A 22,790-nucleotide genomic window follows, 5' to 3' on the forward strand; every position below is an offset into this window, starting at 1 on the left:
GAAGAACCTAATGAAAAGCGCAGAAATCCGTGAAGCCTTCCTTCGCTTCTTCGAAGAGCAAGGCCACACCCGTGTAGCCTCCAGCTCTTTGATTCCGGGCAACGACCCAACCCTGCTGTTCACTAACGCGGGGATGAACCAGTTCAAGGACTGCTTCCTGGGCCAGGAAAAGCGCGCGTACACCCGCGCCGTCAGCAGCCAGAAATGCGTGCGCGCCGGCGGCAAGCACAACGACCTGGAAAACGTCGGTTATACCGCTCGTCACCACACCTTCTTCGAAATGCTGGGTAACTTCAGCTTCGGTGATTATTTCAAGCGTGATGCCATCAGCTACGCCTGGAACTTCCTGACTTCCGACAAGTGGTTGAACCTGCCGAAGGAAAAGCTCTGGGTCACCGTCTACGCCAGCGATGACGAGGCGTATGACATCTGGACCAAGGAGATCGGGGTTCCGGCCGAACGCATGGTGCGTATCGGCGACAACAAGGGCGCGCCGTACGCCTCCGACAACTTCTGGACCATGGGCGATACCGGCCCGTGCGGTCCTTGCACCGAGATTTTCTACGATCACGGCGCCGACATCTGGGGCGGCCCACCGGGCTCGCCGGAAGAAGACGGCGACCGTTACATCGAAATCTGGAACAACGTATTCATGCAGTTCAACCGCACCGCCGATGGCGTGTTGCACCCGCTGCCAGCGCCGTCGGTCGACACCGGCATGGGCCTGGAGCGGATCAGTGCCGTGCTGCAACACGTTCACTCGAACTATGAAATCGACCTGTTCCAGAGCCTGCTGAGCGCTTCGGCCAAGGCCATCGGCTGCACCAACGACGCCCAGGCGTCGCTGAAAGTCGTGGCTGACCACATCCGTTCCTGCGGCTTCCTCATCGCCGACGGCGTGCTGCCGTCCAACGAAGGCCGTGGCTACGTGCTGCGCCGGATCATCCGTCGCGCTTGCCGCCACGGTAACAAGCTGGGCGCCAAGGGCAGCTTCTTCTACCAGATCGTTGCGGCCCTGGTCGCCGAGATGGGCGAAGCTTTCCCTGAGCTGACATCCCAGCAGGCGCACATCGAGCGCGTGCTGAAGGCTGAAGAAGAGCAGTTCGCCAAGACCCTGGAGCAGGGCCTGAAGATCCTCGAGCAGGATCTGGCTGAACTCAAAGGCGACGTGGTGCCGGGCGACGTGGTGTTCAAACTCTACGACACCTACGGTTTCCCGATGGATCTGACCGGCGACATCGCTCGCGAGCGCAGCCTGACCATCGACGAAGCAGGTTTCGAGCGTGAGATGGAAGCCCAGCGCGTCCGTGCCCGTTCCGCCAGCTCCTTCGGCATGGACTACAACAGCCTGGTCAAGGTTGACGTGGCCACCGAGTTCACCGGTTACATCGCTCACAGCGGTTCCGCCAAAATCGTTGCGCTGTATAAAGATGGCCAGTCAGTCGACGTATTGAGCGAAGGCGATGAGGGCGTAATCGTTCTCGACAAGACGCCGTTCTACGCCGAGTCCGGTGGCCAGATCGGTGATTGCGGTTACCTGCAGGCGGGCAGCGCGCGTTTCGACGTGCGTGACACCACCAAGACCGGGGGTGCATTCCTGCACCACGGTATCCTGGATTCGGGTAGCCTGATCGTCGGTACGCCGGTCGAGACCCACGTTGATGCCGAGGTGCGTCACGCCACGTCGTTGAACCACTCCGCGACTCACTTGCTGCACGCCGCATTGCGTCAGGTGCTGGGCGATCACGTTCAGCAGAAAGGCTCGCTGGTCGACAGTCAGCGCCTGCGCTTCGACTTCAGCCACTTCGAAGCCATCAAGCCTGAACAACTGAAAGCGCTGGAAGACATCGTCAACGCCGAGATCCGCAAGAACTCCGAAGTTGAAACCGAAGAAACCGATATCGAAACCGCCAAGCAGAAAGGCGCCATGGCGCTGTTCGGCGAGAAATACGGCGACAACGTGCGCGTGCTGAGCATGGGCGATTTCTCTGTCGAGCTGTGCGGCGGTATCCACGCCAACCGTACCGGCGACATTGGCCTGCTGAAAATCATCAGCGAAGGCGGTGTGGCATCGGGCGTACGTCGTATCGAGGCAGTTACCGGTGCGCAAGCGCTGGCCTACTTGAACGCGGCGGAAGAACAACTCAAGGAAGCGGCCAGCCTGGTCAAGGGCAGCCGCGACAACCTGATCGACAAGCTGTCGGCTGTGCTGGAGCGCAACCGTCTGCTGGAGAAGCAACTCGAGCAGTTGCAAGCCAAGGCTGCCAGTGCTGCAGGCGACGATCTGTCGGCCCAGGCGCTGGACGTCAAGGACGTGAAAGTGCTGGCCGTGCGTCTGGACGGTCAGGATGGCAAGGCGCTGCTGGCGCTGGTCGATCAACTGAAAAACAAACTCGGCCGCGCAGTGATCCTGCTCGGCAGTGTCCATGAGGAAAAGGTCGTTCTGGTTGCAGGCGTAACCAAAGACCTGACTGGCCAACTCAAAGCCGGTGATTTGATGAAGCAAGCCGCTGCGGCAGTGGGCGGGAAGGGTGGTGGTCGTCCAGACATGGCGCAAGGCGGCGGTACCGACGCTGGCGCACTGGATGCGGCACTGGCCCTGACCGTTCCGTTTGTAGAGCAGGGTCTTTAAGGCAGTGCTTGCGGCCCGCAGTCTAGTGGTGGGCCGCAACGCTGTTTGAGTGATTATTTGGGCGCCCTTCATGGGCAGAGGCGGCTTTGAAATGGCTTTGATCGTACAGAAATTTGGAGGCACCTCGGTCGGCACTGTCGAGAGAATCGAGCAGGTCGCCGACAAGGTTAAGAAATTCCGCGATGCCGGCGATGACCTGGTGGTTGTGCTGTCTGCAATGAGCGGCGAAACCAACCGTCTGATCGATCTGGCCAAGCAAATCAGTGGCGACGGCCAACCGGTTCCGCGCGAGCTGGACGTGATCGTTTCCACCGGTGAGCAGGTGACGATTGCCCTGTTGGCCATGGCGCTGATCAAGCGCGGCGTGCCGGCGGTGTCGTACACCGGCAACCAGGTGCGGATTCTGACGGATAGCGCGCACAATAAAGCGCGTATCTTGCAGATTGATGACCAGAAGATTCGCGGTGACCTGAAGGCAGGTCGTGTGGTGGTTGTCGCCGGTTTCCAGGGCGTCGACGAGCACGGCAACATCACCACCCTCGGTCGTGGCGGTTCCGACACCACCGGCGTGGCACTGGCGGCAGCCCTGAAGGCTGACGAATGCCAGATCTACACCGACGTCGACGGCGTTTACACCACCGACCCGCGTGTGGTGTCCGTGGCTCAGCGCCTGGACAAGATCACCTTCGAAGAGATGCTGGAAATGGCCAGCCTCGGTTCCAAGGTGCTGCAGATCCGCGCGGTCGAGTTCGCCGGCAAGTACAACGTTCCGCTGCGCGTACTGCACAGCTTCAAGGAGGGTCCGGGCACCCTCATTACTATTGATGAAGAGGAAACCATGGAACAGCCGATCATTTCCGGTATCGCTTTCAACCGCGATGAAGCCAAGCTGACCATCCGTGGCGTGCCAGACATCCCGGGCGTTGCCTTCAAGATTCTCGGCCCGATCAGTGCCGCGAACATCGAAGTCGACATGATCGTGCAGAACGTTGCGCACGATAACACTACCGACTTCACCTTCACCGTGCACCGCAACGACTACCAGGCGGCGCAGGCCGTGCTGGAAAAAACCGCTGGCGAGCTGGGTGCCCGTGAAGTCGTGGGCGACACCAAGATCGCCAAGGTGTCGATCGTCGGCGTTGGCATGCGCTCTCACGCAGGCGTGGCCAGCCGCATGTTCGAATCCCTGGCCAAGGAAAGCATCAACATCCAGATGATCTCGACTTCGGAAATCAAAGTCTCCGTAGTGATCGAAGAGAAGTACCTGGAACTGGCTGTGCGCGCTCTGCACACGGCTTTCGAACTGGACGCACCGGCCCGCCAGGGCGAGTGATGCGTTTGCCAAAAGGCGCGGTCTGACCGCGCCTTTTGTTTTTTTGAATGGCGTGACCCTCGAGCCTGTTCTTTTGCTCGCGCTAGTCAATACTCAGGCATGTAGGGCTGCGACCGCTCCGGTTGTGGGTCGAGTGCCTTTTTTTTGCAGACTGTTGTCCCTGAAATGTAATGCGTGAGGAGAAAGGTATGCTGATTCTGACTCGTCGGTGCGCAGAAAGCCTGATTATCGGTGATGGCGAAATCACCGTGACCGTGCTCGGCGTCAAAGGAAATCAAGTGCGCATCGGTGTTAATGCCCCCAAAGAGGTGGCTGTTCACCGGGAAGAAATTTACCTGCGTATCAAGAAAGAGAAGGACGAAGAACCAAGCCATTAATTTTTATCGTTTTTTATGTTTGCAAACGGGGAAGAAGCTGGTTAATATACGCCCCGTGTTGCGGAGAGCTGGCCGAGTGGCCGAAGGCGCTCCCCTGCTAAGGGAGTACACCTCAAAAGGGTGTCGGGGGTTCGAATCCCCCGTTCTCCGCCATTATTTGCGTAGTACGTTGTAATCTGGCTTCTTCGGTAAGTTGTTGAAATTACTAGAAAAAGTGTTTGACATAGAGATTAGACGGCCTATAATGCGCGGCAACAAATGCACTCGTAGCTCAGCTGGATAGAGTACTCGGCTACGAACCGAGCGGTCACAGGTTCGAATCCTGTCGAGTGCACCATTTAAGAGTTAGTTGCAGCAATGCAGGTAACTTGGCTTCAACCAGTTGTGATCTGGTCTAAAAACACAAATTGCACTCGTAGCTCAGCTGGATAGAGTACTCGGCTACGAACCGAGCGGTCACAGGTTCGAATCCTGTCGAGTGCACCATACAACAGAAAGCCCGCATTTAATGCGGGCTTTTTGCCGTCTTGGATTTGGCTTTTCCTTTCGTGCATCCCCTCTCGTCGAACTCCACCTGTGCGCTGCGACCTCTCTGGGTATCGTAGCGGTAGCTCGTGGCTGAATTGCGAATACTGATCCTGTCCGGCTTGCCGAGGGCGCTTTCGACGTCTTGCTGGCTCATGCCGGCGACCACTCGCTGATTGATGATTGCCTCCCGGCGCTCTCTGGCACTGATCAGGTTTCCACACTTGTCCTGCGCCTGACCGACCACGGTCGGCTCTTTCCTCTGGATTTTAATTCCTGATGTTTCACGGGGTTCGGCCGGCGGCAAAAGCGCCCTCGTGCTGCCAGGGGTGAAGGCACGGACGTCCTGGAGTGAAACGCTCTCTTCCGCGGCACAGCCCAGTGTGGTGAAGGTAATGCGCCCATTGGCCGCCTCGCAGCGCTGAACGGTGGTGGCGAGCGCGAAGGGCAGGGGGTTGAGCAGGGTGAAAAGCAAAAAGAATTGTGCAACTGATGGCATCAGGCGTCCTCCGTGACGTTCCTTTTCAAGGGTAACGGCTACAATTTTCGAATAGGAGGTGTGTTTTCTTTTCTGGATGCTTCGTCGCATTTTCCTGGATCAGGACGATGCTCAGGTTTGTTATGCAAGCGCTTGTTTCAGCCGAGATTTTTTAACGTTTAAAACCGTCAGGCGGTGTATCATTGCGCCCGTCAGCCCCGCCGGGGCTTGTGGAATACCTCCATGGACTTACCCAGTAGTTACTCAGTACCCCGTTTCACCAATCATGAATTGACTGATTGATCCTTCCGGCGTGCCCCGCTGCTGGGAGTGGAGTTCGCCTATGTCCGATGTTGAAGTAAAGAAAACGCAGGAAAGCTTGCAGGATCGCCTGGCTCAGGTGGTTGAGTTGCTGCAGCGCCAGCGAGTTGTAGAAGACCTGACTCACCGCCAGGAAGGCCCGCATCATGACCGGGTCGAGAACCTGGTTCACCGGCAGAACCTCGTCGAGTTGCAACGCAAGCTCGATGACCTGCACTCCGCCGACGTCGCCTACATCCTTGAAGCCTTGCCGCTGGACGATCGTCTGACGCTCTGGCAACTGGTCAAGGCCGATCGCGACGGCGACATCCTCCTTGAAGTATCCGATTCGGTCCGTGAAACGCTGATCGCCGACATGGACGATCACGAGCTCCTGGCAGCCGCCAAGGACATGGATGCCGACGAACTCGCTGACCTGGCCTCCGAGCTGCCGCGAGACGTCGTCCATGAGCTCATGGAGACCCTCGACCAGCAACAACGCGAGCGCGTGCGTTCGGCACTGTCCTACGACGAGGAACAGGTCGGTGCGTTGATGGACTTCGAGATGGTGACCATCCGCGAGGATGTCAGCCTTGAAGTGGTCTTGCGTTACCTGCGCCGTCTCAAAGAGTTGCCGGGCCATACCGACAAGCTGTTCGTGGTCGATTACGACGGCGTCCTCAAGGGCGTATTGCCGATCAAGCGTTTGCTGGTCAACGATCCGGACAAACAGGTTGCCGAGGTGATGGCCAGCGATCCGGTGAGTTTCCACCCGGACGAAGACGCCTACGACGCCGCCCAGGCGTTCGAACGTTACGACTTGATCTCGGCGCCCGTGGTCGACAAGAACGGCAAGCTGATCGGCCGTCTGACCATCGATGAAATGGTCGACCTGATCCGTGAAGAGAGCGAAAGCGAAGTTCTCAACATGGCGGGTCTGCGTGAAGAGGAAGACATTTTTGCGTCGGTCTGGAAATCCCTGCGTAACCGTTGGGCCTGGCTGGCGATCAACCTGATTACCGCGTTCGTGGCTTCTCGGGTGATCGGTTTGTTTGAAGGTTCGATCGAGAAACTCGTGGCGCTTGCGGCATTGATGCCGATCGTGGCGGGGATCGGCGGTAACTCGGGTAACCAGACCATCACCATGATTGTTCGGGCCATGGCGCTGGACCAGGTGAGTACCGGCAATACCTCGCGCCTGATGCGCAAGGAATTGGCGGTAGCGCTGATCAATGGCGTGATCTGGGGCGGGGTGATCGGTGTGGTTGCCTACCTGCTCTATGGCAGTTGGTCATTGGGCGTGGTGATGACCGCCGCGATGATACTCAACTTGTTACTGGCGGCGTTGATGGGGGTTTTGATCCCGATGACCCTGGCGAAGATGGGGCGCGATCCGGCAATGGGTGCCAGCGTGATGATCACGGCCATGACCGACAGCGGCGGCTTCTTCATCTTCCTGGGGCTGGCGACAATCTTCCTGCTCTGAAGTCCGCTTCACTAAAACCCGCCGTTTGGCGGGTTTTTTTGTGCCCGGATTTCAGGCAAAAAAAAGCCAGCGATCAGGCTGGCTTGGGCTTTCTGGCTGAATCAGGACGCGTCGGCGGCCATTTCAGCGTCATGGGCGATCAGAGATACCAGGGCGTTCTGCTGTCGATGGGAGAGCTGGCGGAAGCGCTGCAGCAGCTCCCGTTCGTGCAAGGAAAGCTCGGGGCTGTCCAGGCGCATGCTCAACTCTTCTCCCAGTGCGCCTTCCTGAATAAGACTCTGCTCAAGGCGCGCAATGATTTCGGAGTTCATGCTGCGATGATGATTGCGAGCCACCTCGGCAATGCGTTCACGCATTCCGTCTGGCAGACGTACGACGAACTTGTCAGCCGTACGGCTGGAATAAATTGCCTGTTTCAATGGGCGCATATATTTAACCGGTTAGTTCAGGGGAGCGGTTTTCGGGATTGGCCGCAGGATGTCTGGTAGGACAAGCGCTCTGACCAAATGTTCAACCTGAATTGATAGAGGCGCGCATCATGCCTCAAAGCAGCCAGATCCTTGGCGTCAATTCTGTGACAAATATTGAACTGGATAAAGGCGTTCTGCCAGCACCAATTATCAGAAATGCGGACTGGTTTGAAAAGTTCGGCCAGGCCCCATCACTTCCTGCTTTCTCCACCCGACGAAAGGTTTCCGACGAGCAGGAAAAAGTGAACTCGATCCCTGTTCCTTGTCTTTTACAGAATAGTGGCAAATGGCCGATTTACTAGGGGGAGTCGTATGGATGGGGGGAATTCAGGATGGATGGCAGGCCCTTGCAACGGGTCTGCCATGTCGGGATCAGCGCAGTACCGGATCAAACTTGATCTTGCGCCCGGCGATCAATGCGAGCACGAACAGCGCGCTGAATACGCCACAGGCGATCAGGGGGAGGGTGACGACCATGCCCTGGGTCAATGACAGATGAAAAATGCCGCTCGACAAGGCGAGGATGAAGAAACTCGCGGCTGATCTGGACATGCTGTACTCCTGGTGAGGGTCATTCAAAATACCAAACGTTCGGCAGACGGAGCTGGTACCAGGGTGTTTTTCTGGCTGTTCTCCTGACTGACAAAGCCGTGCTGGTCGCTCGTCACTGCCAGCTGTGGTGCCTTCTGCAACTGAAGGTAATGCGGCATGTGTTGGGCAGCCTGCGTAGCGCTGCTCTCGGGAACAAAATGAACTCCCGCTAAAACCGCCAGTGCGATGGCATAGGAGAGTGAAAGGGCGCTCTTCATGGGGCGGGCCTCGGTTGTTCTGTGAGAACAGCAGAAGCAGCTCGCATGCCAGAGTTTATCGGTAATTAAATTCTTTAAAAACAATGAATTAAGTTATTTTTGGTAAAGCGCCATATTGCATTTTGCAATGATGGCTTTTTGCAGTGATGCAATTTGCACGGTAAACAAGTCCGCGCCCGGCCGAGGCGTCTGCCTACACTTAAAAAGCCTACGGACGACATGACAAAAGCCAGCCCGGCCGTTAACATGCACGCCGTCCATCGCACCGCGCATCGGCGCGGTCAACGTGTGTCTCAGTAGCTCAATTGGATAGAGCATCCCCCTCCTAAGGGGAAGGTTGGCAGTTCGAACCTGCCCTGGGACACCATATAAATTGGGCCTTTCAAGCCATACTCCTGTCAGCTTAAATTTTTCGTGACAGCAGGGTGGCAGCAGCAGGCCAAAAAGAAGCCCCGCCAAGCAATGCTCGGTCGGGGCTTTTTTTATGAGTGTCTCGTCTGGTCAGTGCCCATGGTCTACGGTTATGACCCTACCTACTGCAGCACAGAGGTGATCCGAATCACCAAGTTCATACAATGCTGCAAGCTTCTGCATCAGATTCGTAAAATCCGATTTTGCTTTCATCACCCAATCCTTATTCAGCGCGCTATACCAAGCAGGCCCGAAGTCGGCGCTCTCCAAGATAGCTATTGCCTGCTCGTTACAGTCCACCATCGGGCCGAGCACCTCTTCTGGTTTGCCGTGCGCAAGATTATCTCTGAGCTTGAAGATTTCCCTAGCAAACTGGAGATGTCTATCACCCCAAACGGCCGTCACTCCTGCATTTCTATGAAGGATGTCCACCTTGCTTTTCCAAGGGACTCGCTCGATCTCATCCCAAATTTTCACGCGGCGTGAGCCAATTGAGTTCAAATATGACTCAATTGAAAAAGCCATGAATACCACCATGGGCACGACTTTTTCCACGGTGACGGGCACCTCTTCAAAGTCCCGAAACATAGTCATAAGGGTTCGTATGTTGATGCCTTGAGCGGTGAAGTCTACAGCTGGTTGAAATTTCACTTGTTTATCCTGGTTGATTCAACTCACAGAAATATCTCGGATACGGAGCACTGTAGTCGTCGAGCACTTGGCGTGCCGTGCCGTTGCACGAATGCCCAAGCCGGCGCCGAGCAGTTCTGTAACGCGCTTGTGCAGATCCTCATCGACCGGCCGGCCCTGGTATTTACCGGCAGCTTTAGCCTTCTCGATACCCTGGGCTTGGCGCTCGCGGCGCTGCTCGTAATCCTTGCGTGCGATCGCGGCCATCATTTCCACCAACATTGAATTGATCGCCCCCAACATCCGTCCGGTGAACTCGTCGCCCTTCGTGTCCTGCATTCCCTGGTGACTGGTTGGCAGATCGAGCGCAACGATGCGCAGGCCCTTGGAGTCGATAGCAGCCTTGAGCTTTTTCCAGTCCTCCACCGGGAGGCGGGATAGGCGGTCTATCGATTCCACCAGCAGCACGTCGCCCTTGCGCGCATCTTTCAGCAGGCGCAGCAGCTCCGGCCGGTCGGCAGTTGCGCCGCTGGCGTTCTCCAAGTACACGCTCGCAATGACCTTGTTGTGGTCACTTGCGAACTGCTCAAGCGAGGCCCGGGCGCGGCCGGCGTCTTGTTCTTCGGTGGAGGCTCGGAGGTATGCGCGGATGAACATGATGGGTGCCTGTATCAGTTAGGGCGTTCTACTAATAATGTTGCACTTTGGGTGTTACTTATCAAGCGGAAAGCCTGAAAAAGACAAAATTAGCCCGTATCTGGATAGGCATACCTTTTTGTTTCGTGGACAAGGTGATGGCGAAACAGTAGCTTCTGGATGAAATAACAACGAGCTATCAACCATGACGCGAGCTGCTTACGACGAAACCCCGCTGCGTGCATCAGTCCAGCGCATCCTGGATATGCGCAAAATGTCAGAGTTTTCGAGCGAAGCCGTAGCATTAGATGAAGGCTATTCATTCGCCCGCGATAAGGTTTTTGCTATTGCTCAGGTTCTTCAAGAGCTTCTCGATAAGACGCCTGCGGAACTCACAAGCGCTGGTGGGTTGAGCACGCTGAATAGCCATATTCAGGCCCCACTTGCTGAGCTGGTTGCATTTGTCAGTAACGGGAATCCTGGCCATATCGTTAACGCATCTTCGCAGCTAGACCAAAATGTAATGTCCACCTTTTGGGCGTTCACTCCACAGCTCCAGGGAACTGCAAAGAATACCTTTCCTGCCTTGCTCAAAGCCCAGGCCGATTTTTCGCAGGGTGTCATACAGGAACTGACTAAGACTCGAGATGAATTAGCGAACGACCTGGTCGACATCATCGAAAAAAGTGGAATTCTCTCGAAGAAGCTTGATGAGGCGATTGAGATTGCAGCGAAGGAGCGTGCGGAAGCGTCTGCTGCCGTTGCCAAGCTGGAGCAGGTGTTTACCCAGGCTGAAGGTGCACGGCAAGCAGTCTTTGACGCGAGTATCGTCGAGCAACAAGGGCTGCACAAAGAGGAAATGAAGCTTCAGGCATATATCGCCTCTAGAACACTAGAAGAGATCAGCAATTTTCGAGATGAAGCCGCTCGTATCGTGCAGGTGGTGGGGAACATAGGAGTAACAGGCAACTACCAGTTGATTGCCAACTCTGAAGGCAAACAGGCTAATTTCTGGCGTTGGGCCACGATAGGGATTTTTGGCACTGGTATTTTGATTGCGGTGGCCACTTTCTTGAAGTTTTGGTTCGAGCCATTTACTCCTGATAGCGCAGTGTCAGTCCTCATAAGGCTGTTTTACGCCATTGTGATTACCACGCCAGCGATTTACACAGCTAGAGAGTCAGCCCGTCATCGAACAAATGCGGATAGGGCTAAACAGACCGAGTTAGAGCTTGCGTCGATCGGTCCGTTTATTGAACTGCTTCCTGAGGAAAGTAAGGTGGCAATACGTACGGGCCTTACATCTAGTTATTTTGGTCGAACTACGGAAGCGCACACTGTCAGTAGCCCGCTTGATCCCGAACACATCAAGAGTTTGGTTGAGGCGCTGAAGGCTGCGAAAACGGTTTAGTTGAGGCAGAGGTGGTCACCAGTCACACCTGGTCTTCTGCGTAGATGGCGGCGCTGATAATTGCTCCGCCTACCCGACGCTTCCCGTAACAGAGCGGGACTGGGTTTCCGGAAGCGGTGGTGTTTCGCGCCGAACCGAACGCGTATCCAGGTTGATTTTCTGGCGCAGCACTTGTCTTGAGGCCGCCGGCCTGGGGGCTAAGCATTTGAATAACGCCTCCAGCAACCATACCCACGCCTGATGCGAATAGCGCTGCTGACACCGGAGGCGCCCAGAACGTGAAGAATGACGCTGCTATAAGCAACGCGCCGACGACCGTTTGCAAAACACCCGCGCGCTTACTACCAACGATCACAGGCGCGATGATGATGTCGCCTTGACCTTGGTAGGTGAGCTCGCTCTCACGAATGTTTTTTTTGCCTCGAAAAACGGCGAACACGAGCCCGCGAGACTTCGCATTAGACAGAAACCGTTCAAACCCTGGGATCTGCACTGACAGTGCTTTGATGGCCTCGGCCGGCGTGCGGACGGAGAACTGGTAGGACTTACCGAACTGTCGTAGCTGCCCGTACAGTTTGATGGTGGTGAACGGGGCATATTCGATTGCTGTAGCGGCCATGGGGCCTCCTATGGATTGGTGGATGGGGCGGGCAGCCCAAGACGAATGGCGAGCACTGCGCGCGACATATGCGCCTGGTCGATGGTCAGTTGCTCCTGGCGCGGGTCGTAGTTCCACACCCGGTTGTAGATCGCCTCGCTGGCCCGGGCGCCGCGGAATGTTCCGCGCATCAGGTCGGCTGACACCCTGGCCTCTTCCTCGGTGAAGTAGGGGCCGTCGATGGTCACCTGTTGGCCATTGCGGACGTGTTGAACCTCCCACACCAAATAGCCGGCGTCTGGCCCCTGTATTAGCTCGTAGGGTTTGAACTTCTGCGTACTGCACGCTTCGTTAAAGCGCTCTTGAAAGGTCATATCGTCACACTCACAGAGTCTGCCGCTGATCGGCGCTACCAATACTTGCGTAGCGCACGGACGGGTAGTTAGGCCGCTTCGGATTGATCAGGAGACGCTTTTGCGGAGGTGCGAGTTGGCATTTTCGCCAGCCAGTCGCGAAGCGCTTCGGAGCCTTCGCAGCCCGATCTCCACTTCTCAAACCGGCCGGTGTATCCATTCGAATTGGCGACCATACCGCTCAGTGCGACACCGGCATTGGAGGCGGTGGCCAGCACGTCATCGTAGATCGCCAGCATTTGCTTGAGCCCTTCGATGTCTTCGGCGCGTGACGCGGCAATACCTGCGCGCGAAAGGCTGTCAGCCGCCTCTGGCGATAGCCCGGAGAGCATTGGATTTGCCCTGAGCACCGCCTCTACAACGTCGGGATGACTGCCTGCTCGCGCTTCAGCTACTAGTCGCTGACGCTCCTCCGGCTTGAGGCCTCGCACGATGGCGCGTAGCTCCTGATCAGCCAGGAAACCAACAACGTCCGAGCTAGCGCGGGGCGTGACCGCGGCAAAGCCGCTGGCCACTGTCTGGGCCAGTGTGAGCATATCTTTTGCTGCCTTCTCCATCGCAGGCATCAGGGCGGGGATGATTCCATCAATCTGCTCCTTGCCCTTGCGCTCAATGGCTGCGGCGTTGAGGTCTTTGTTCTCGCGAATCGAGAGTATTTCTTCTCCGAGGTCCTTAAACGCCTCCAGCGACAAGCCCTGCAAATGGCGAACAGACTTCAGCAAGCCACCGGCCTGCCAGGTGCCTTTGGTGCCATCTGGTCGCTGAATATTGAATGTTCTTGCCTCTACCTGATGGTGTTCGTATTCGGAGTAATGGAGGTTGGCCAAGCCAACTTTGAGGACTGATCGTTTGCCGATTTTCATTGAGTTACCTTTTGATTGTCTGGCCGTGGGGCGGCCGGTTTTGGTCTGAGGCTTCGCTCAGGATTTCGAGTAGGGACACGTTTTCTCGGGCGCCACCGCCGGCTGCGGCTGTGTGCAACTCGTCCATAAGGGCGCTAATCTCTCGCACGTCACGATTGAATTGAGTGAGCCCGGATTGATGACGCAACTTGGCCACCTGGCTACGGATGTTCATGGCGGGCCTCGATCATCAGTCGATACTGTTCTGCGACGTGATTTTTAATGTCTTGCCCGTCAGCCAGCGGCGGGAAGATCCAGGCACCCGGACTTGGGAATGGCCGCATATCCATCACACCTACCGGAGCGGGACGGCGGAGGCTTTCAATTGCGCGGACGTGGAGAATGAACGCCTCTGCCAGATTGGCCGCGTCGCTGCTGTTCATGGTGCGCAGTGGGAAGTGCATGACCGCCTGTACGCCTTGGACGGGATAGTTGAACGAATGGCCCACTGTCTCGGGGTAATCCATCTCCCCCTCAACCGCGTCAACCCTGCAGTCCACCACCGTCAACATAACGAGAACTGTCTCTTCGTCTTCGGCGCCGATCTTCTCTGCGATTCGCTTGAGCTCGGCCCGCATCCACTTAATGCTCATTGCCGCATTCCCTCCATCTGTTCGCGGAGGTCTTCGACGGCCTTCTGTAGCTCGGCAACTTCGATTACCCGGGCAACAGCGCCTAGCCCTTCGATCAATGCTTTGCCCTGGTCTGGCGGTAGCTCGCCGGCGGCAACTGCGCGAAGGATTGATTTGGCTGCGCTGGGTAGGTCGGTATCGTCGAGGTCGAAGCACACTGTTTCGGCAGTTGGCTTGATTGGCGGTACCAGGCGTTCAAGGATCAATCGGCAAGCCTGCATATCGCCCTTCTTGGCTGCTGTCAGAACCTTCTTTGTTACGGCGTCTGCACCTTCCGCGAGTCGGGCGCGTAGCTCTTGCGTCTGGCCAGAACGGCCACCGGGATTACCCGACTGTCCGGGCTTCCATTTGCCGGCTTTATCGCGATCAGTCATGCGGCGGGCGATTCCATGGCGATGACCGGCTTGTTTTCAGCGAGCGCTATCAGCAGGGCGGATGCTTGAACGCTTCCGTCTGCCGCGGCTTCGCGAAGGCGGCCCCAGGCGGCAGCAACTTCAGAGCGAGTTGGTTTGTGCTGGCGTCCTCGGGCGGGCTTAGCTGTGTTCATAGGTGCTGCCTCGATGGGTTTTGAGTGGCTCAAAAACTCACATTAGGCATGATCTGATCATTTATCCAGTGCTTTTTAGGTGCACCTCAGGTGCTACACGGAACGAGACGGAATGGGACTGAAATAGTTGGTTTTGGCGGATGGAAACGGGGATTTTTTTGTTGCAGTAAGTTAGGGGTAGGCAAAGTGATACAGCGTCACAGGTGAACGATTCGTTCACGCTCAATCTGAGGACGGGGAATTGCGGGGAGCGCCCTGCGATGGCGGGTCTTCCTCAATTTGAGGAACTGTTGCCGCTGGCCGAAGTTGGCCGGATTTCAAATTCATCCTACCCCCAATGGGGGCTGGGCTTGACCTCCCAATTTGGTATGGCAGGTGTCGCGACACGTTTTGCGAATGATGAAAACGTGTCGCGGCGCTGATGCCGAGGCAAAGTGATGGAATCCCACTTTGGTCCGGCTCAAATGTCAGCCAGTATTACAATTGAGTCGCGCCTGCTCCGGCCTGCTGTCAGGCGTAACTTTAGCCATACTTGCATACCCATTTCGACCACTTTCCGAGTGCCTATGAAGCCTTCCGACAAAGCACAGACCTCAATTGGTGATGATTGGAGACTCCAGCTAATCACCCATCTGACGCAGGAGTTCACCTCGCCCTGGACCGGTACTATTTCACCGGTGGGGACGCGAGTTACGCTCTCTTCAGTGGTTCAAATGACGAAGAAGAAACAACTGACGATCCCTCTTCCCAATGCTTCAGCTTTGCTACTCAATTCGGCGGCAACAGCGTTTACCGCAGCACGTGAAATTCGTGATCGGAGCGGAATAGACAAGAGTCATCACATGGAGGTCAGTTTTAAGAGCGACGCGGATGCTTTTGACTTCATCGAAAGAATGATCGAGTCGATAGTGCTGGCTTTTACTGCGCTCGAAGCTTTTGTGAACGAAATAATTCCCGAGGATTATTTCTACGCTCACCACAATCGAAGCGACGTTGTCCTGGAGGCGTCAAGCAAACCCACGATAGAACGACATATTCGGATTGATACAAAGCTGACTGCAGTTCTTCCTGAGATTTTGAAATGCTCATCACCGAAAGGCACCAGATGCTGGCAGGGGTATCGGCAATTGAAGACTACGAGGGATCGTATAGTGCATATGAAGACACTTGATCGTCGATCCTCAGGCCCAGAAGTAGAAAGCGTTTGGAAAGCAATAATTTTGTCTCCCGCGCCTCATCTGGCTGCAAAGGCTGTGATTGATCACTTCGCCGTTCACATGCAGGACAAACCAGCGTGGCTCATAAACTTCCCCAATACCAGGTGATGATTCCTCATTAAAACGATCAACCGACGAAGATGTTGAGGAATCGCCCCCGTGTCGCTTCCTGGGATGGGACAGCCAACCAACTGAAACCTTCGCCGATTGGCGTGCCAAGTTCAGTGAGCCAAAATCATCGGACAGAGACCAAAACGTCACACTCCACTATATCTTGCTGGTGGGGACGGGAAAACCGCGGGCTTTTACTGGCGTTTGTATGTTTGGGACTACGGGGGCCGGTATTGGTTTTGGTCTGCTGCTCGCGCACAATGGCGTTTTCAAAGGGAGTAAGGGTGAAATGGCACTAACACAGGAGCAAGAGGCGTTTGCGGTTGGTCTTATTGATGGTGCTCAGAGAGTATTTGAGAATGCTGATCAGCTTTTCTATGAGGCTGGTGTTCTGGCTGATGTAAAAGCATTTCCTAGAGCATACCTGTTACACCAAATCTCACTCGAAGAGTGCGGAAAAATCGAAATATTAGGTGCCGCGGTTCTCTCCTACTTAATTGGAAATGAGGTGGATGTAAAATCCCTTTCTAAGGTATTTAGACGGCACGAAAGTAAAAATAAAATGAATGCGTACTTTCTTCCTCTCTCTGAGAATGAGGAAGTTGCAGAGAAAAGTAATAATGTTGCGGCGGCAGTTAGCGCATTTAAAGTCGTTCAGGAAGAGTTTCATCAGGAATCAAATCGCTTAAAGAACTCATCTTTATATGTTGACTTCGATGGTAATTTTACATCTCCTCTAGATGTTATCTCTCAGGACGATTACGAAAGGATCCGAGCGCAGAATGCAAAGTTTATGGGGCTGACAAATATTAAGGTGCAGATGTTGTCTAGATGGAGAGGCGATCTCAATGCAGCCGTTAAAGAGGCGCAAGAAATTTTCGAGATCGTTGATGAGGGAAAGCTGGGTGAAATGTCTATGGTTGAAGTTAGAGATACACTCTCTAAGCGATTAGAAGATATCGCTAAGGACCGCAGAAAGTAGTAGCTGGCAAAGTAAGCGATACTTTCGAGTTTGGAAGCAGGAGGCCAGATTTGAGATCTTAACTCTACCGGGGTAGTTGGCTTAAAAGTTAGCCCGTCCATCAGACCAAGCCAGCTCACTGAGACCGAATCATCTCGCTGCGCAAGATTTCACAGTGGGAGCATTGTATCACGGGCTTTTGCCTGAAGGAGATGCCCTTAACACTGAGGGCATCAACCTGGCACGCGGGATTTTGCTCACATTAACCCTGCGCGCAAAGATTTGAGTGAACCGATGGTGGCCCAGTTTAAAATTGGAAGCTCAGAGTGGATGGCCGACATGTCGGCGTCTTTAGTCTTGCTTATGTTGGGTAGTTGTATTTAGTTAAGAGTGATTCTAGTTTTTTATTGAGGGTGTAGTACTCATAAATTTGCCCTGAAAATACTGAAAGGTCAGTGTTGTTAAATCTTTGATTTGCTAAAAAGCTAGCCGTATCGACGTGATTGCAGTCATCTATCGCAGCAAGATTGCTTATTAGTTCTGCTTCAAGAAAAGGGAGTTGCTGTAGAATTCTTTGGATGCTCGATTTTGTTCTGTTTGATTGGTACTCAAAATATTGAAACCAATTTGCATTTTTTTGATTTAATCCAAACGAAAGCGGAGCCTCAGAGTATGGCGGGATTTTTTTGAGTGCTAGCTCGAGCTCTTCTTTGGATAGTGCATTGAATCCTAGGTCGGTATTGGCCGCTTGGCTAAAGGCTGAAACTTGAGCTCTGCAAGATAGAATTACACGATTTATATGCTTGGCGATGTATGGTGCGATTGTTTTTCTATCGTTGGTCTCTTTCAAGTGCACAACAATTAAGTAAAACACATAGCTCGCTATTACTGATGCAAGTATTGATTCGACCATTAGGCCTAGGCTGTATGCACCAGTAAATAACGGTTCAAATTTGTTCAGTATCAGTATTTTTAATAGGAGTAGTGAGGCTGATAAAACTAAAAGAATGTTGGCTTGTGGGGAGGCAGACTTTATAAGGTGTAGTATTTTCAATTGCGTTTCCAATTTTATCAATAGGTGTGTGTTTTCTCTGGAACCTTGAATCCCTATAGCGCCGCCATTTATCCGTTCGAGACGGCCCGGCAAATAAAGTTTAAGACCTCTTTTATAGAGATCCGGCCAGTTTTGTCTCAAGCACACCTTTGCGCCCCTCAGACTCGCTCACCAGATGGAGTTGGCTCCTTGCGTAACCGAATCCCATTTTTACCTCTTGCCACACGTACAGATTTCTTCCGGGTTGGGCGTTGATCTTAAGCATCGTCAGGTTTTCAGCGTCAGAACCGATTGTGTGTGAGCCTGCTGACACTTCTGCGACAAGGTATGTATTCGCCGCCGTAGCGCCGATCACTCGCCCATCGACAGTTACCGTCATCTTGATGGCCGCGCCCATATTCTCGTTGCGATAGATGTAGACCCTGGACATATCTGGCACGGTGCCGAAGCGCTTCATCTCAGCGTCTGCCACGGGGTCTCCCATGGGTACCGAGGCGCAACCGTGGAGAGCGCCGATCAGGGCGAATGCGCCAGCAGTCTTTTTCATCTGATGTCCCTATCTTTGGAGTGGGTGGCGGTTTGCCACGCTGCGAGGCTTTATACCCCGGCAACCGCTGGGTGCCAACTGCCTGCAGGTTGTTCTCCCATTAGGGGTTGAGCGCTTCCGGATCTCAAATCCAGACGTGAACAGAAAACCCCGCATCTTCGGGCCTGCAATTATTTTTAACTCTGTTATTGCGTGACTAGTAACGATCGTATATCTTCTCTTCATCGTAACTAGTAACAGGGGCTTCAAATGACGGATCAGGTCAATCCCCCGCGCTCATCAGCAGCCAGGCAGCGGGACTACAAAGAGCGTCAGCGAGCAGCAGGATACAAACTCACAGCGCTATGGATTCACACGGAAACTGAGGAGGAGGGTAAGCAGGCGGCGCGGGACGGCAAACCACTCAAGCCGATGGCGTCGAAAGACCCCTTGAGCTGGGCGGCGGGATGGATCGCCGAGAAGGGGAAGCAATAAAGCCCCCTAGATCCGGGTACTTAAATGTGAGGGAATCCCACTTTTAAAAGGTGCCAAGCCGCTGCGTCAACAGCGGCCTGGCGATCACACGACGACGCTTAGAGGCACACGTCATGCAATTTAAACAGAATATCATCCAAATCCTCGATGCGCGCGGGGGAATCATTGGCACTATGGTGCTGCCCGCCAATATCAAGTTGAACGACCTGGCTCCGCTGAAAATGCTGGGCGCCATCAACGTGAAGGTCTTGCCTTACACCGCTCCATACGAAGGAATCAGCGCAGGAGGTGTGCAATGAATGTGCAGACCCTGCCGGCCGCATTGACTCTCGATGGTGAGTTTCTCGCTGACGCGATTCTAGATTCTCGCGATATGGCTTACATGAACTTTGCGCGCGAGGAATTCAACAAGCTGGTACAGATCCTGTGGCCGCTGCTCGACCCATTGTTGTGTCATGAGGAAAATGTTGTCGCTTCCGATATCGCCCGTCACATCGAGCAAGTACGCTCCTTCAGCGGCAACTTCTGCTGGAAGTATCGTCACCTGGGCGCATCCCATGGCGTGGTTGGAGCTCGCGAAGGAATTGACTGAGCACTACGAAACTTCGTTGTATCGAAGGCACTACCCTGCAACGGGGTGGTGCCTTTTGCTGTGTGCGAGCAAAGCATTGGAACAGGCGCACGGGTTTCAACGGCTGGTGTGGTAGATATCTATAAGGGTGTATTGATTCGATACAGGAAGAATTGATTTAGTGGTATTGAATCAATACACGATGAGTGAGTTTCTGAACGCTACCGGACAGAACGGTACTTTCAATTTTTCTACGTGTATCGATTCAATACCGCTACGTGTATCGATTCAATACAGGATCAATTCGAATCTGTCAGATCCCGGACAGTTCTCGGAGGGGCAATTGTTGGTGAAACCTCGAGCTCTTTTCCCGGGCATTCGTCGATTGCATACCAGGAAAGCGCGTACAGCGCGCACCTTGACCCGTGGCGGGAGAAGTGACTGGTGCGGGTCTGAACGATCCAGCCGCCATTCAGCAAGTCGGTAAGAGCTTTTTGAAGGATGTTTGGAGAGCTGACCCCCCATTCTTTGGCCATCGTGCGCGTAGCGGACAGGTCGCCATTGTTGCTCCCGTTGTACTGCATATGCAGCTCCATCAGAACACCCCTGGCGGTGAAGCTCAGCGCGCGATAGGGAGCCGATTGCCCCATTTGCCATAGCATCATGGCAAACGGTTTAGCCTTGGGCTTGAACCCCTTTCTTTTTGTCGCCATTCGGCTGCTCACAGGCAGGAGCAGAGATGCCCTCAAAACTGAGGGCATCTCTGCTGTTCTTGGGTTACGACGCTTCGCGCATCAAGATGTATTTGGCCACGCGATGCGGTGGGCGGCCTGGCTCAGTGGACTGGTGCGTCCAGAAGGTGCGGATTTCATGCCCCTTCTTCCTGAGGCGGCGAATGGTGCTTGGTGGCTGAACGATGTCGAGCATTTGAGCCGCTTCGACTGAGGAAATCGGGCCGGTTCGCAGCGCCTCGATCATTTTACGGTCTTGCTCGACGGAAGAATGACGTGTCATAGTTTGCCCTTCACGTTGGTGCTATCCAGTGTGTTTTCGCTAAGGCGGTGCTCGAACACCGCCTTGGCAATCTTCTGCGCAGCCCTGCGCCATACTTCCCCCTTATTCTTGCACTTCACCGCGCGCCGTCCTTTGCTGCGCGCTCGATCCAAGCCTTGAGCTCCGTCATCAAAATCAGACGGCGCCGACCAAGCTTGAAAGCCTTCAAGTCCCCGGAAGCAATCAGTTCATATACGCCCGACCGGGAATAGCCGACGATCCTTGCTGCATCTTCGACGCTCACTGAGAGGGGAGCGATTTGGTGTGCTTGTTCCATAGATTTCTCCAAATGCCCATCGAGATTGATCGGGCGATGTGAGAAGCGTATTGCTGTATTTGCTGTACGTCAACTGCAGTCAATGGCTGAATGTGAACGCATGGACTTCGCCGGACGCAAAAGGTAGGATTCGGTTAAAGTGCAAATTGACGGGTGTGGATTAGATGGCGAAGAACAAGCCCAGCCAGGGCGCACGGAAGACAGAGACATTGACACTGCGTCTCGATCCCAAGGTAAAGCTGATGATCGAGCTTATATCTCGCATTCGCCGGCAATCCATCACGGGTGTAGTGGAAGCCGCAATCGAGGAGATTGCCTTTGATTTGGATGCGCCCTTTGTATCTGGCGGAGAAGCGCACCCCATGTCATTGCTCAGTTCTGTAAGCGAGATATGGTCGACAGACGAAAGCGAACGATTCATTCAGCTTTGCACCTATCTGCCCTCACTGATTACCTACGAAGAGCAGCGTCTATGGGAGACGATCAAGGCATCTAAATTCTTTCTCACTGATTGTATTGGTGATAATGCCCAATATTGGGACGTGCCAGGGGTAGGGAATGTTGATAGGCAAAATGTTAGGCGCTGGTGGCAGGATCTGTTGGCTCATGTCGAGGACAACAAAGAGAGCCGAACTATTGTTCCGTTCGAGCCGCCATTCTAAATCAGCTCTACCGCTGCAGCCTTGGTGCCTGGCGCCAAGTGGGCATACCGAAGCGTCATTTTGATATCGGCGTGCCCCAACAGATCCCGTACCGTGTTGAGCGGTACGCCAGCCATTACCAAGCGTGACGCGAAGTCGTGACGCATATCGTGCCAGCGAAAGCCATCAATCTTGGCTCGCTCCAGCAGATTGAGCCAGGCGCTTTTAACGTCCTCCAGGCGGCCGCCGGATTGACTCGGGAAAACGTACCGGGACTTCCCGACCTGCTTTTTCCAATCCTCCAGTACGCCGAAGGTTTCCTTGTTCATCGGGATATGGCGCGTATCGCTCGTTTTGGTAGTGGCGCCGGCGGCGGTGATCGTCTTCGTTTGGAAGTTCACCGCTGACCATTTCAGGTCGAACAGCTCGCCGCGCCTCATTCCGGTATTCAGCGAGACTAGAACCATGGGTTTCAGGTGGTCAGTGAAGGGCAATCCCAGCAGGCTCGGCATCAACTCTTTGCCGCGGTTTGCCCGCCACTTGTTCGCAGTCTCGCGCTCCGCCCGCGCTTCGTCTTGGCGCGCGTCTAGCGCTTCGCGCAGGCGCTTGGCCTCATCGACATCCAGATAGCGGACCAACCCCATGGAGTCGACCTTGAGGGCTTTCAGCTTGTCCATCGGGTGGGCGCTGATGTACTCCCATTCAACGGCCCTACTGAATAGGCCGCTGATCGAGCCCATTTTGCGGTTGACCGTCGACGGCTTGTTGCCCGACTGCATCCATCCGGTCCGGATCTGGTCCAGGTCGCGTCCAGTGATTGCATCGAGACGCTTAGGCATGATCGATTCGAAGTTGTTGTCGAGCGTGTGCAGGGTTTTCTCATGCCCTTTGTGGTGCGTCTTGAACCATGGAATATAGGTGTCGTCGATGAACTGGCGCAAAGAGGGCAGGGCGGCGCCTTTCCGCCCTTGGGTGACGGCCAGCGGCTCCCCGTGGGCGTGTGCATCGGCCAGGTACTGGGCGGACTCGGTGCGCGCTTGATCGAGGGTCATAACGCCAACGCGGCCAAGGGTGGCATTCTTGTTGCGGCCCCAGGTGACCATGTACGATTTATGCCCGCTCGGCAGCACGCGGATGAACAGGCCCGGCTGTACAGTGTCATGGACGCGGTATGCCTTCGGCTCAGTAGGCAGGCTGTTGATGAGCTTTTGTGTGATCTTCGTTTTCAAGCGGTCCAGCTCCGTGACAGCGCCGTGGCAGCGAAAAGAACTATACGGGGCCGTTTTATCGGACG

At 54.7% G+C, this 22,790-nt stretch carries 29 protein-coding genes and 4 tRNA genes; 16 read left to right on the forward strand and 17 right to left on the reverse strand.

The genetic code is table 11. From position 1 onward, the window contains the following. Nucleotides 1-10 precede the first annotated feature (10 nt). The 6 genes from alaS to VC35_RS20930 all read left to right on the forward strand — a co-directional run bounded on the left by alaS (nt 11) and on the right by VC35_RS20930 (nt 4,828). Complete coding sequence (gene alaS, locus VC35_RS20905) at nt 11-2,632, forward strand: alanine--tRNA ligase (protein WP_046042330.1); 2,622 nt, start codon at nt 11-13, stop codon at nt 2,630-2,632. 91 nt (nt 2,633-2,723) lie between these two features. Next, on the forward strand, nt 2,724-3,965 hold the full coding sequence (locus VC35_RS20910; protein WP_007971040.1) for an aspartate kinase: 1,242 nt from the start codon (nt 2,724-2,726) through the stop codon (nt 3,963-3,965). Between the two features lie 188 nt (nt 3,966-4,153). Then, the gene (csrA, locus tag VC35_RS20915; protein ID WP_002554426.1) at nt 4,154-4,342 is read left to right on the forward strand and encodes a carbon storage regulator CsrA; all 189 of its coding nucleotides are present in this window, start codon (nt 4,154-4,156) and stop codon (nt 4,340-4,342) included. A gap of 62 nt (nt 4,343-4,404) precedes the next feature. After that, nucleotides 4,405-4,495, forward strand: a tRNA-Ser gene (locus VC35_RS20920). 107 nt (nt 4,496-4,602) lie between these two features. After that, nucleotides 4,603-4,679 (forward strand) — tRNA-Arg (locus tag VC35_RS20925). A gap of 72 nt (nt 4,680-4,751) precedes the next feature. Continuing rightward, nucleotides 4,752-4,828 (forward strand) — tRNA-Arg (locus tag VC35_RS20930). 19 nt (nt 4,829-4,847) lie between these two features. On the opposite strand, the gene VC35_RS20935 is transcribed toward VC35_RS20930, so the two are convergent. Next, entirely contained in the window at nt 4,848-5,366 is a 519-nt protein-coding gene (locus VC35_RS20935) for a SmpA/OmlA family hypothetical protein (protein ID WP_046042332.1), read from the reverse strand. A gap of 322 nt (nt 5,367-5,688) precedes the next feature. Here VC35_RS20935 and mgtE point away from each other — a divergent pair, with 322 nt between their 5' ends. Next, nucleotides 5,689-7,131: a magnesium transporter gene (mgtE, locus tag VC35_RS20940; protein ID WP_046042333.1), complete on the forward strand. Its 1,443-nt coding sequence runs from the start codon at nt 5,689-5,691 to the stop codon at nt 7,129-7,131. Nucleotides 7,132-7,232: 101 nt separating this feature from the next. Here mgtE and VC35_RS20945 read toward each other — a convergent pair whose 3' ends face one another. Next, a complete protein-coding gene (locus VC35_RS20945; protein WP_003178899.1) occupies nt 7,233-7,559 on the reverse strand; it encodes an Arc family DNA-binding protein in 327 nt (108 codons plus the stop codon). Between the two features lie 110 nt (nt 7,560-7,669). Between VC35_RS20945 and VC35_RS29080 the strand changes: the two genes are divergently transcribed. Then, nucleotides 7,670-7,903: a hypothetical protein gene (locus VC35_RS29080; protein WP_080925351.1), complete on the forward strand. Its 234-nt coding sequence runs from the start codon at nt 7,670-7,672 to the stop codon at nt 7,901-7,903. Nucleotides 7,904-7,973: 70 nt separating this feature from the next. Here the strand turns inward: VC35_RS29080 and VC35_RS20950 are convergent, their stop codons facing one another. Both VC35_RS20950 and VC35_RS20955 read right to left on the reverse strand, forming a co-directional pair. Further along, nucleotides 7,974-8,153 (reverse strand): PA3371 family protein, encoded by a 180-nt coding sequence (locus tag VC35_RS20950; RefSeq protein WP_046042334.1) that lies wholly within the window; start codon nt 8,151-8,153, stop codon nt 7,974-7,976. A gap of 23 nt (nt 8,154-8,176) precedes the next feature. Beyond that, nucleotides 8,177-8,410 carry a hypothetical protein gene (locus tag VC35_RS20955; protein ID WP_046042335.1) on the reverse strand — a complete coding sequence of 78 codons (234 nt, stop codon included), beginning with the start codon at nt 8,408-8,410 and terminating at the stop codon, nt 8,177-8,179. A 290-nt stretch (nt 8,411-8,700) separates the two neighbouring features. Here VC35_RS20955 and VC35_RS20960 point away from each other — a divergent pair. After that, nucleotides 8,701-8,777 (forward strand) — tRNA-Arg (locus tag VC35_RS20960). Nucleotides 8,778-8,911: 134 nt separating this feature from the next. Here VC35_RS20960 and VC35_RS20965 read toward each other — a convergent pair. Both VC35_RS20965 and VC35_RS20970 read right to left on the reverse strand, forming a co-directional pair. Next, a complete protein-coding gene (locus VC35_RS20965; RefSeq protein ID WP_046042337.1) occupies nt 8,912-9,472 on the reverse strand; it encodes a hypothetical protein in 561 nt (186 codons plus the stop codon). 18 nt (nt 9,473-9,490) lie between these two features. Next, entirely contained in the window at nt 9,491-10,108 is a 618-nt protein-coding gene (locus tag VC35_RS20970) for a recombinase family protein (protein ID WP_046042338.1), read from the reverse strand. Nucleotides 10,109-10,292: 184 nt separating this feature from the next. On the opposite strand from VC35_RS20970, the gene VC35_RS20975 reads away from it, so the two are divergent. After that, complete coding sequence (locus VC35_RS20975) at nt 10,293-11,498, forward strand: hypothetical protein (RefSeq protein WP_046042339.1); 1,206 nt, start codon at nt 10,293-10,295, stop codon at nt 11,496-11,498. Between the two features lie 22 nt (nt 11,499-11,520). Here VC35_RS20975 and VC35_RS20980 read toward each other — a convergent pair whose 3' ends face one another. From VC35_RS20980 to VC35_RS21005, 5 genes are all read right to left on the reverse strand, one after another. After that, a complete protein-coding gene (locus VC35_RS20980; RefSeq protein WP_046042340.1) occupies nt 11,521-12,117 on the reverse strand; it encodes a tail assembly protein in 597 nt (198 codons plus the stop codon). An 8-nt stretch (nt 12,118-12,125) separates the two neighbouring features. Further along, nucleotides 12,126-12,470: a hypothetical protein gene (locus tag VC35_RS20985; RefSeq protein WP_046042341.1), complete on the reverse strand. Its 345-nt coding sequence runs from the start codon at nt 12,468-12,470 to the stop codon at nt 12,126-12,128. 68 nt (nt 12,471-12,538) lie between these two features. Then, a complete protein-coding gene (locus VC35_RS20990; protein WP_046042342.1) occupies nt 12,539-13,372 on the reverse strand; it encodes a hypothetical protein in 834 nt (277 codons plus the stop codon). A 200-nt stretch (nt 13,373-13,572) separates the two neighbouring features. Continuing rightward, nucleotides 13,573-14,004 carry a hypothetical protein gene (locus VC35_RS21000; protein WP_046042344.1) on the reverse strand — a complete coding sequence of 144 codons (432 nt, stop codon included), beginning with the start codon at nt 14,002-14,004 and terminating at the stop codon, nt 13,573-13,575. After that, nucleotides 14,001-14,417 (reverse strand): DUF5681 domain-containing protein, encoded by a 417-nt coding sequence (locus tag VC35_RS21005; RefSeq protein WP_046042345.1) that lies wholly within the window; start codon nt 14,415-14,417, stop codon nt 14,001-14,003. Before VC35_RS21005 ends, VC35_RS21000 begins: the two co-directional genes overlap by 4 nt. Nucleotides 14,418-15,156: 739 nt before the next feature. Here VC35_RS21005 and VC35_RS29600 point away from each other — a divergent pair. Continuing rightward, nucleotides 15,157-15,915, forward strand: coding sequence for a hypothetical protein (locus VC35_RS29600; protein WP_185754819.1), 759 nt, complete (start codon nt 15,157-15,159; stop codon nt 15,913-15,915). 211 nt (nt 15,916-16,126) lie between these two features. Next, nucleotides 16,127-16,900, forward strand: a complete 774-nt coding sequence (locus tag VC35_RS21015) for an AbiV family abortive infection protein (RefSeq protein WP_046042348.1) — start codon at nt 16,127-16,129, stop codon at nt 16,898-16,900. Nucleotides 16,901-17,240: 340 nt separating this feature from the next. Here VC35_RS21015 and VC35_RS29605 read toward each other — a convergent pair whose 3' ends face one another. Then, the gene (locus VC35_RS29605) at nt 17,241-18,074 is read right to left on the reverse strand and encodes a hypothetical protein (RefSeq protein ID WP_185754820.1); all 834 of its coding nucleotides are present in this window, start codon (nt 18,072-18,074) and stop codon (nt 17,241-17,243) included. Next, nucleotides 18,046-18,480, reverse strand: a complete 435-nt coding sequence (locus VC35_RS21020; RefSeq protein ID WP_046042349.1) for a DUF2846 domain-containing protein — start codon at nt 18,478-18,480, stop codon at nt 18,046-18,048. The genes VC35_RS29605 and VC35_RS21020 overlap by 29 nt, the downstream gene beginning before the upstream one ends. 249 nt (nt 18,481-18,729) lie before the next feature. Here VC35_RS21020 and VC35_RS21025 point away from each other — a divergent pair, with 249 nt between their 5' ends. The 3 genes from VC35_RS21025 to VC35_RS21035 all read left to right on the forward strand — a co-directional run bounded on the left by VC35_RS21025 (nt 18,730) and on the right by VC35_RS21035 (nt 19,546). Next, a complete protein-coding gene (locus VC35_RS21025) occupies nt 18,730-18,954 on the forward strand; it encodes a hypothetical protein (protein WP_046042350.1) in 225 nt (74 codons plus the stop codon). Nucleotides 18,955-19,067: 113 nt separating this feature from the next. Further along, complete coding sequence (locus VC35_RS21030; protein WP_046042351.1) at nt 19,068-19,253, forward strand: hypothetical protein; 186 nt, start codon at nt 19,068-19,070, stop codon at nt 19,251-19,253. Then, nucleotides 19,250-19,546: a hypothetical protein gene (locus tag VC35_RS21035; protein ID WP_046042352.1), complete on the forward strand. Its 297-nt coding sequence runs from the start codon at nt 19,250-19,252 to the stop codon at nt 19,544-19,546. The genes VC35_RS21030 and VC35_RS21035 overlap by 4 nt, the downstream gene beginning before the upstream one ends. A 278-nt stretch (nt 19,547-19,824) precedes the next feature. Here VC35_RS21035 and VC35_RS21040 read toward each other — a convergent pair whose 3' ends face one another. The 3 genes from VC35_RS21040 to VC35_RS21050 all read right to left on the reverse strand — a co-directional run bounded on the left by VC35_RS21040 (nt 19,825) and on the right by VC35_RS21050 (nt 20,855). Further along, nucleotides 19,825-20,238: a hypothetical protein gene (locus VC35_RS21040; RefSeq protein WP_052960573.1), complete on the reverse strand. Its 414-nt coding sequence runs from the start codon at nt 20,236-20,238 to the stop codon at nt 19,825-19,827. Nucleotides 20,239-20,302: 64 nt separating this feature from the next. Then, nucleotides 20,303-20,539, reverse strand: coding sequence for a helix-turn-helix domain-containing protein (locus VC35_RS21045; protein ID WP_259674442.1), 237 nt, complete (start codon nt 20,537-20,539; stop codon nt 20,303-20,305). Nucleotides 20,540-20,654: 115 nt separating this feature from the next. After that, on the reverse strand, nt 20,655-20,855 hold the full coding sequence (locus VC35_RS21050) for a helix-turn-helix domain-containing protein (RefSeq protein WP_046042354.1): 201 nt from the start codon (nt 20,853-20,855) through the stop codon (nt 20,655-20,657). Between the two features lie 164 nt (nt 20,856-21,019). On the opposite strand from VC35_RS21050, the gene VC35_RS21055 reads away from it, so the two are divergent. Continuing rightward, nucleotides 21,020-21,517, forward strand: a complete 498-nt coding sequence (locus VC35_RS21055; RefSeq protein ID WP_046042355.1) for a hypothetical protein — start codon at nt 21,020-21,022, stop codon at nt 21,515-21,517. On the opposite strand, the gene VC35_RS21060 is transcribed toward VC35_RS21055, so the two are convergent. Then, nucleotides 21,514-22,725 (reverse strand): site-specific integrase, encoded by a 1,212-nt coding sequence (locus VC35_RS21060; protein ID WP_046042356.1) that lies wholly within the window; start codon nt 22,723-22,725, stop codon nt 21,514-21,516. The genes VC35_RS21055 and VC35_RS21060 overlap by 4 nt on opposite strands. Nucleotides 22,726-22,790: the final 65 nt, after the last annotated feature.

This window comes from Pseudomonas fluorescens (genome assembly GCF_000967965.1).
GTDB lineage: Bacteria > Pseudomonadota > Gammaproteobacteria > Pseudomonadales > Pseudomonadaceae > Aquipseudomonas > Aquipseudomonas grandcourensis.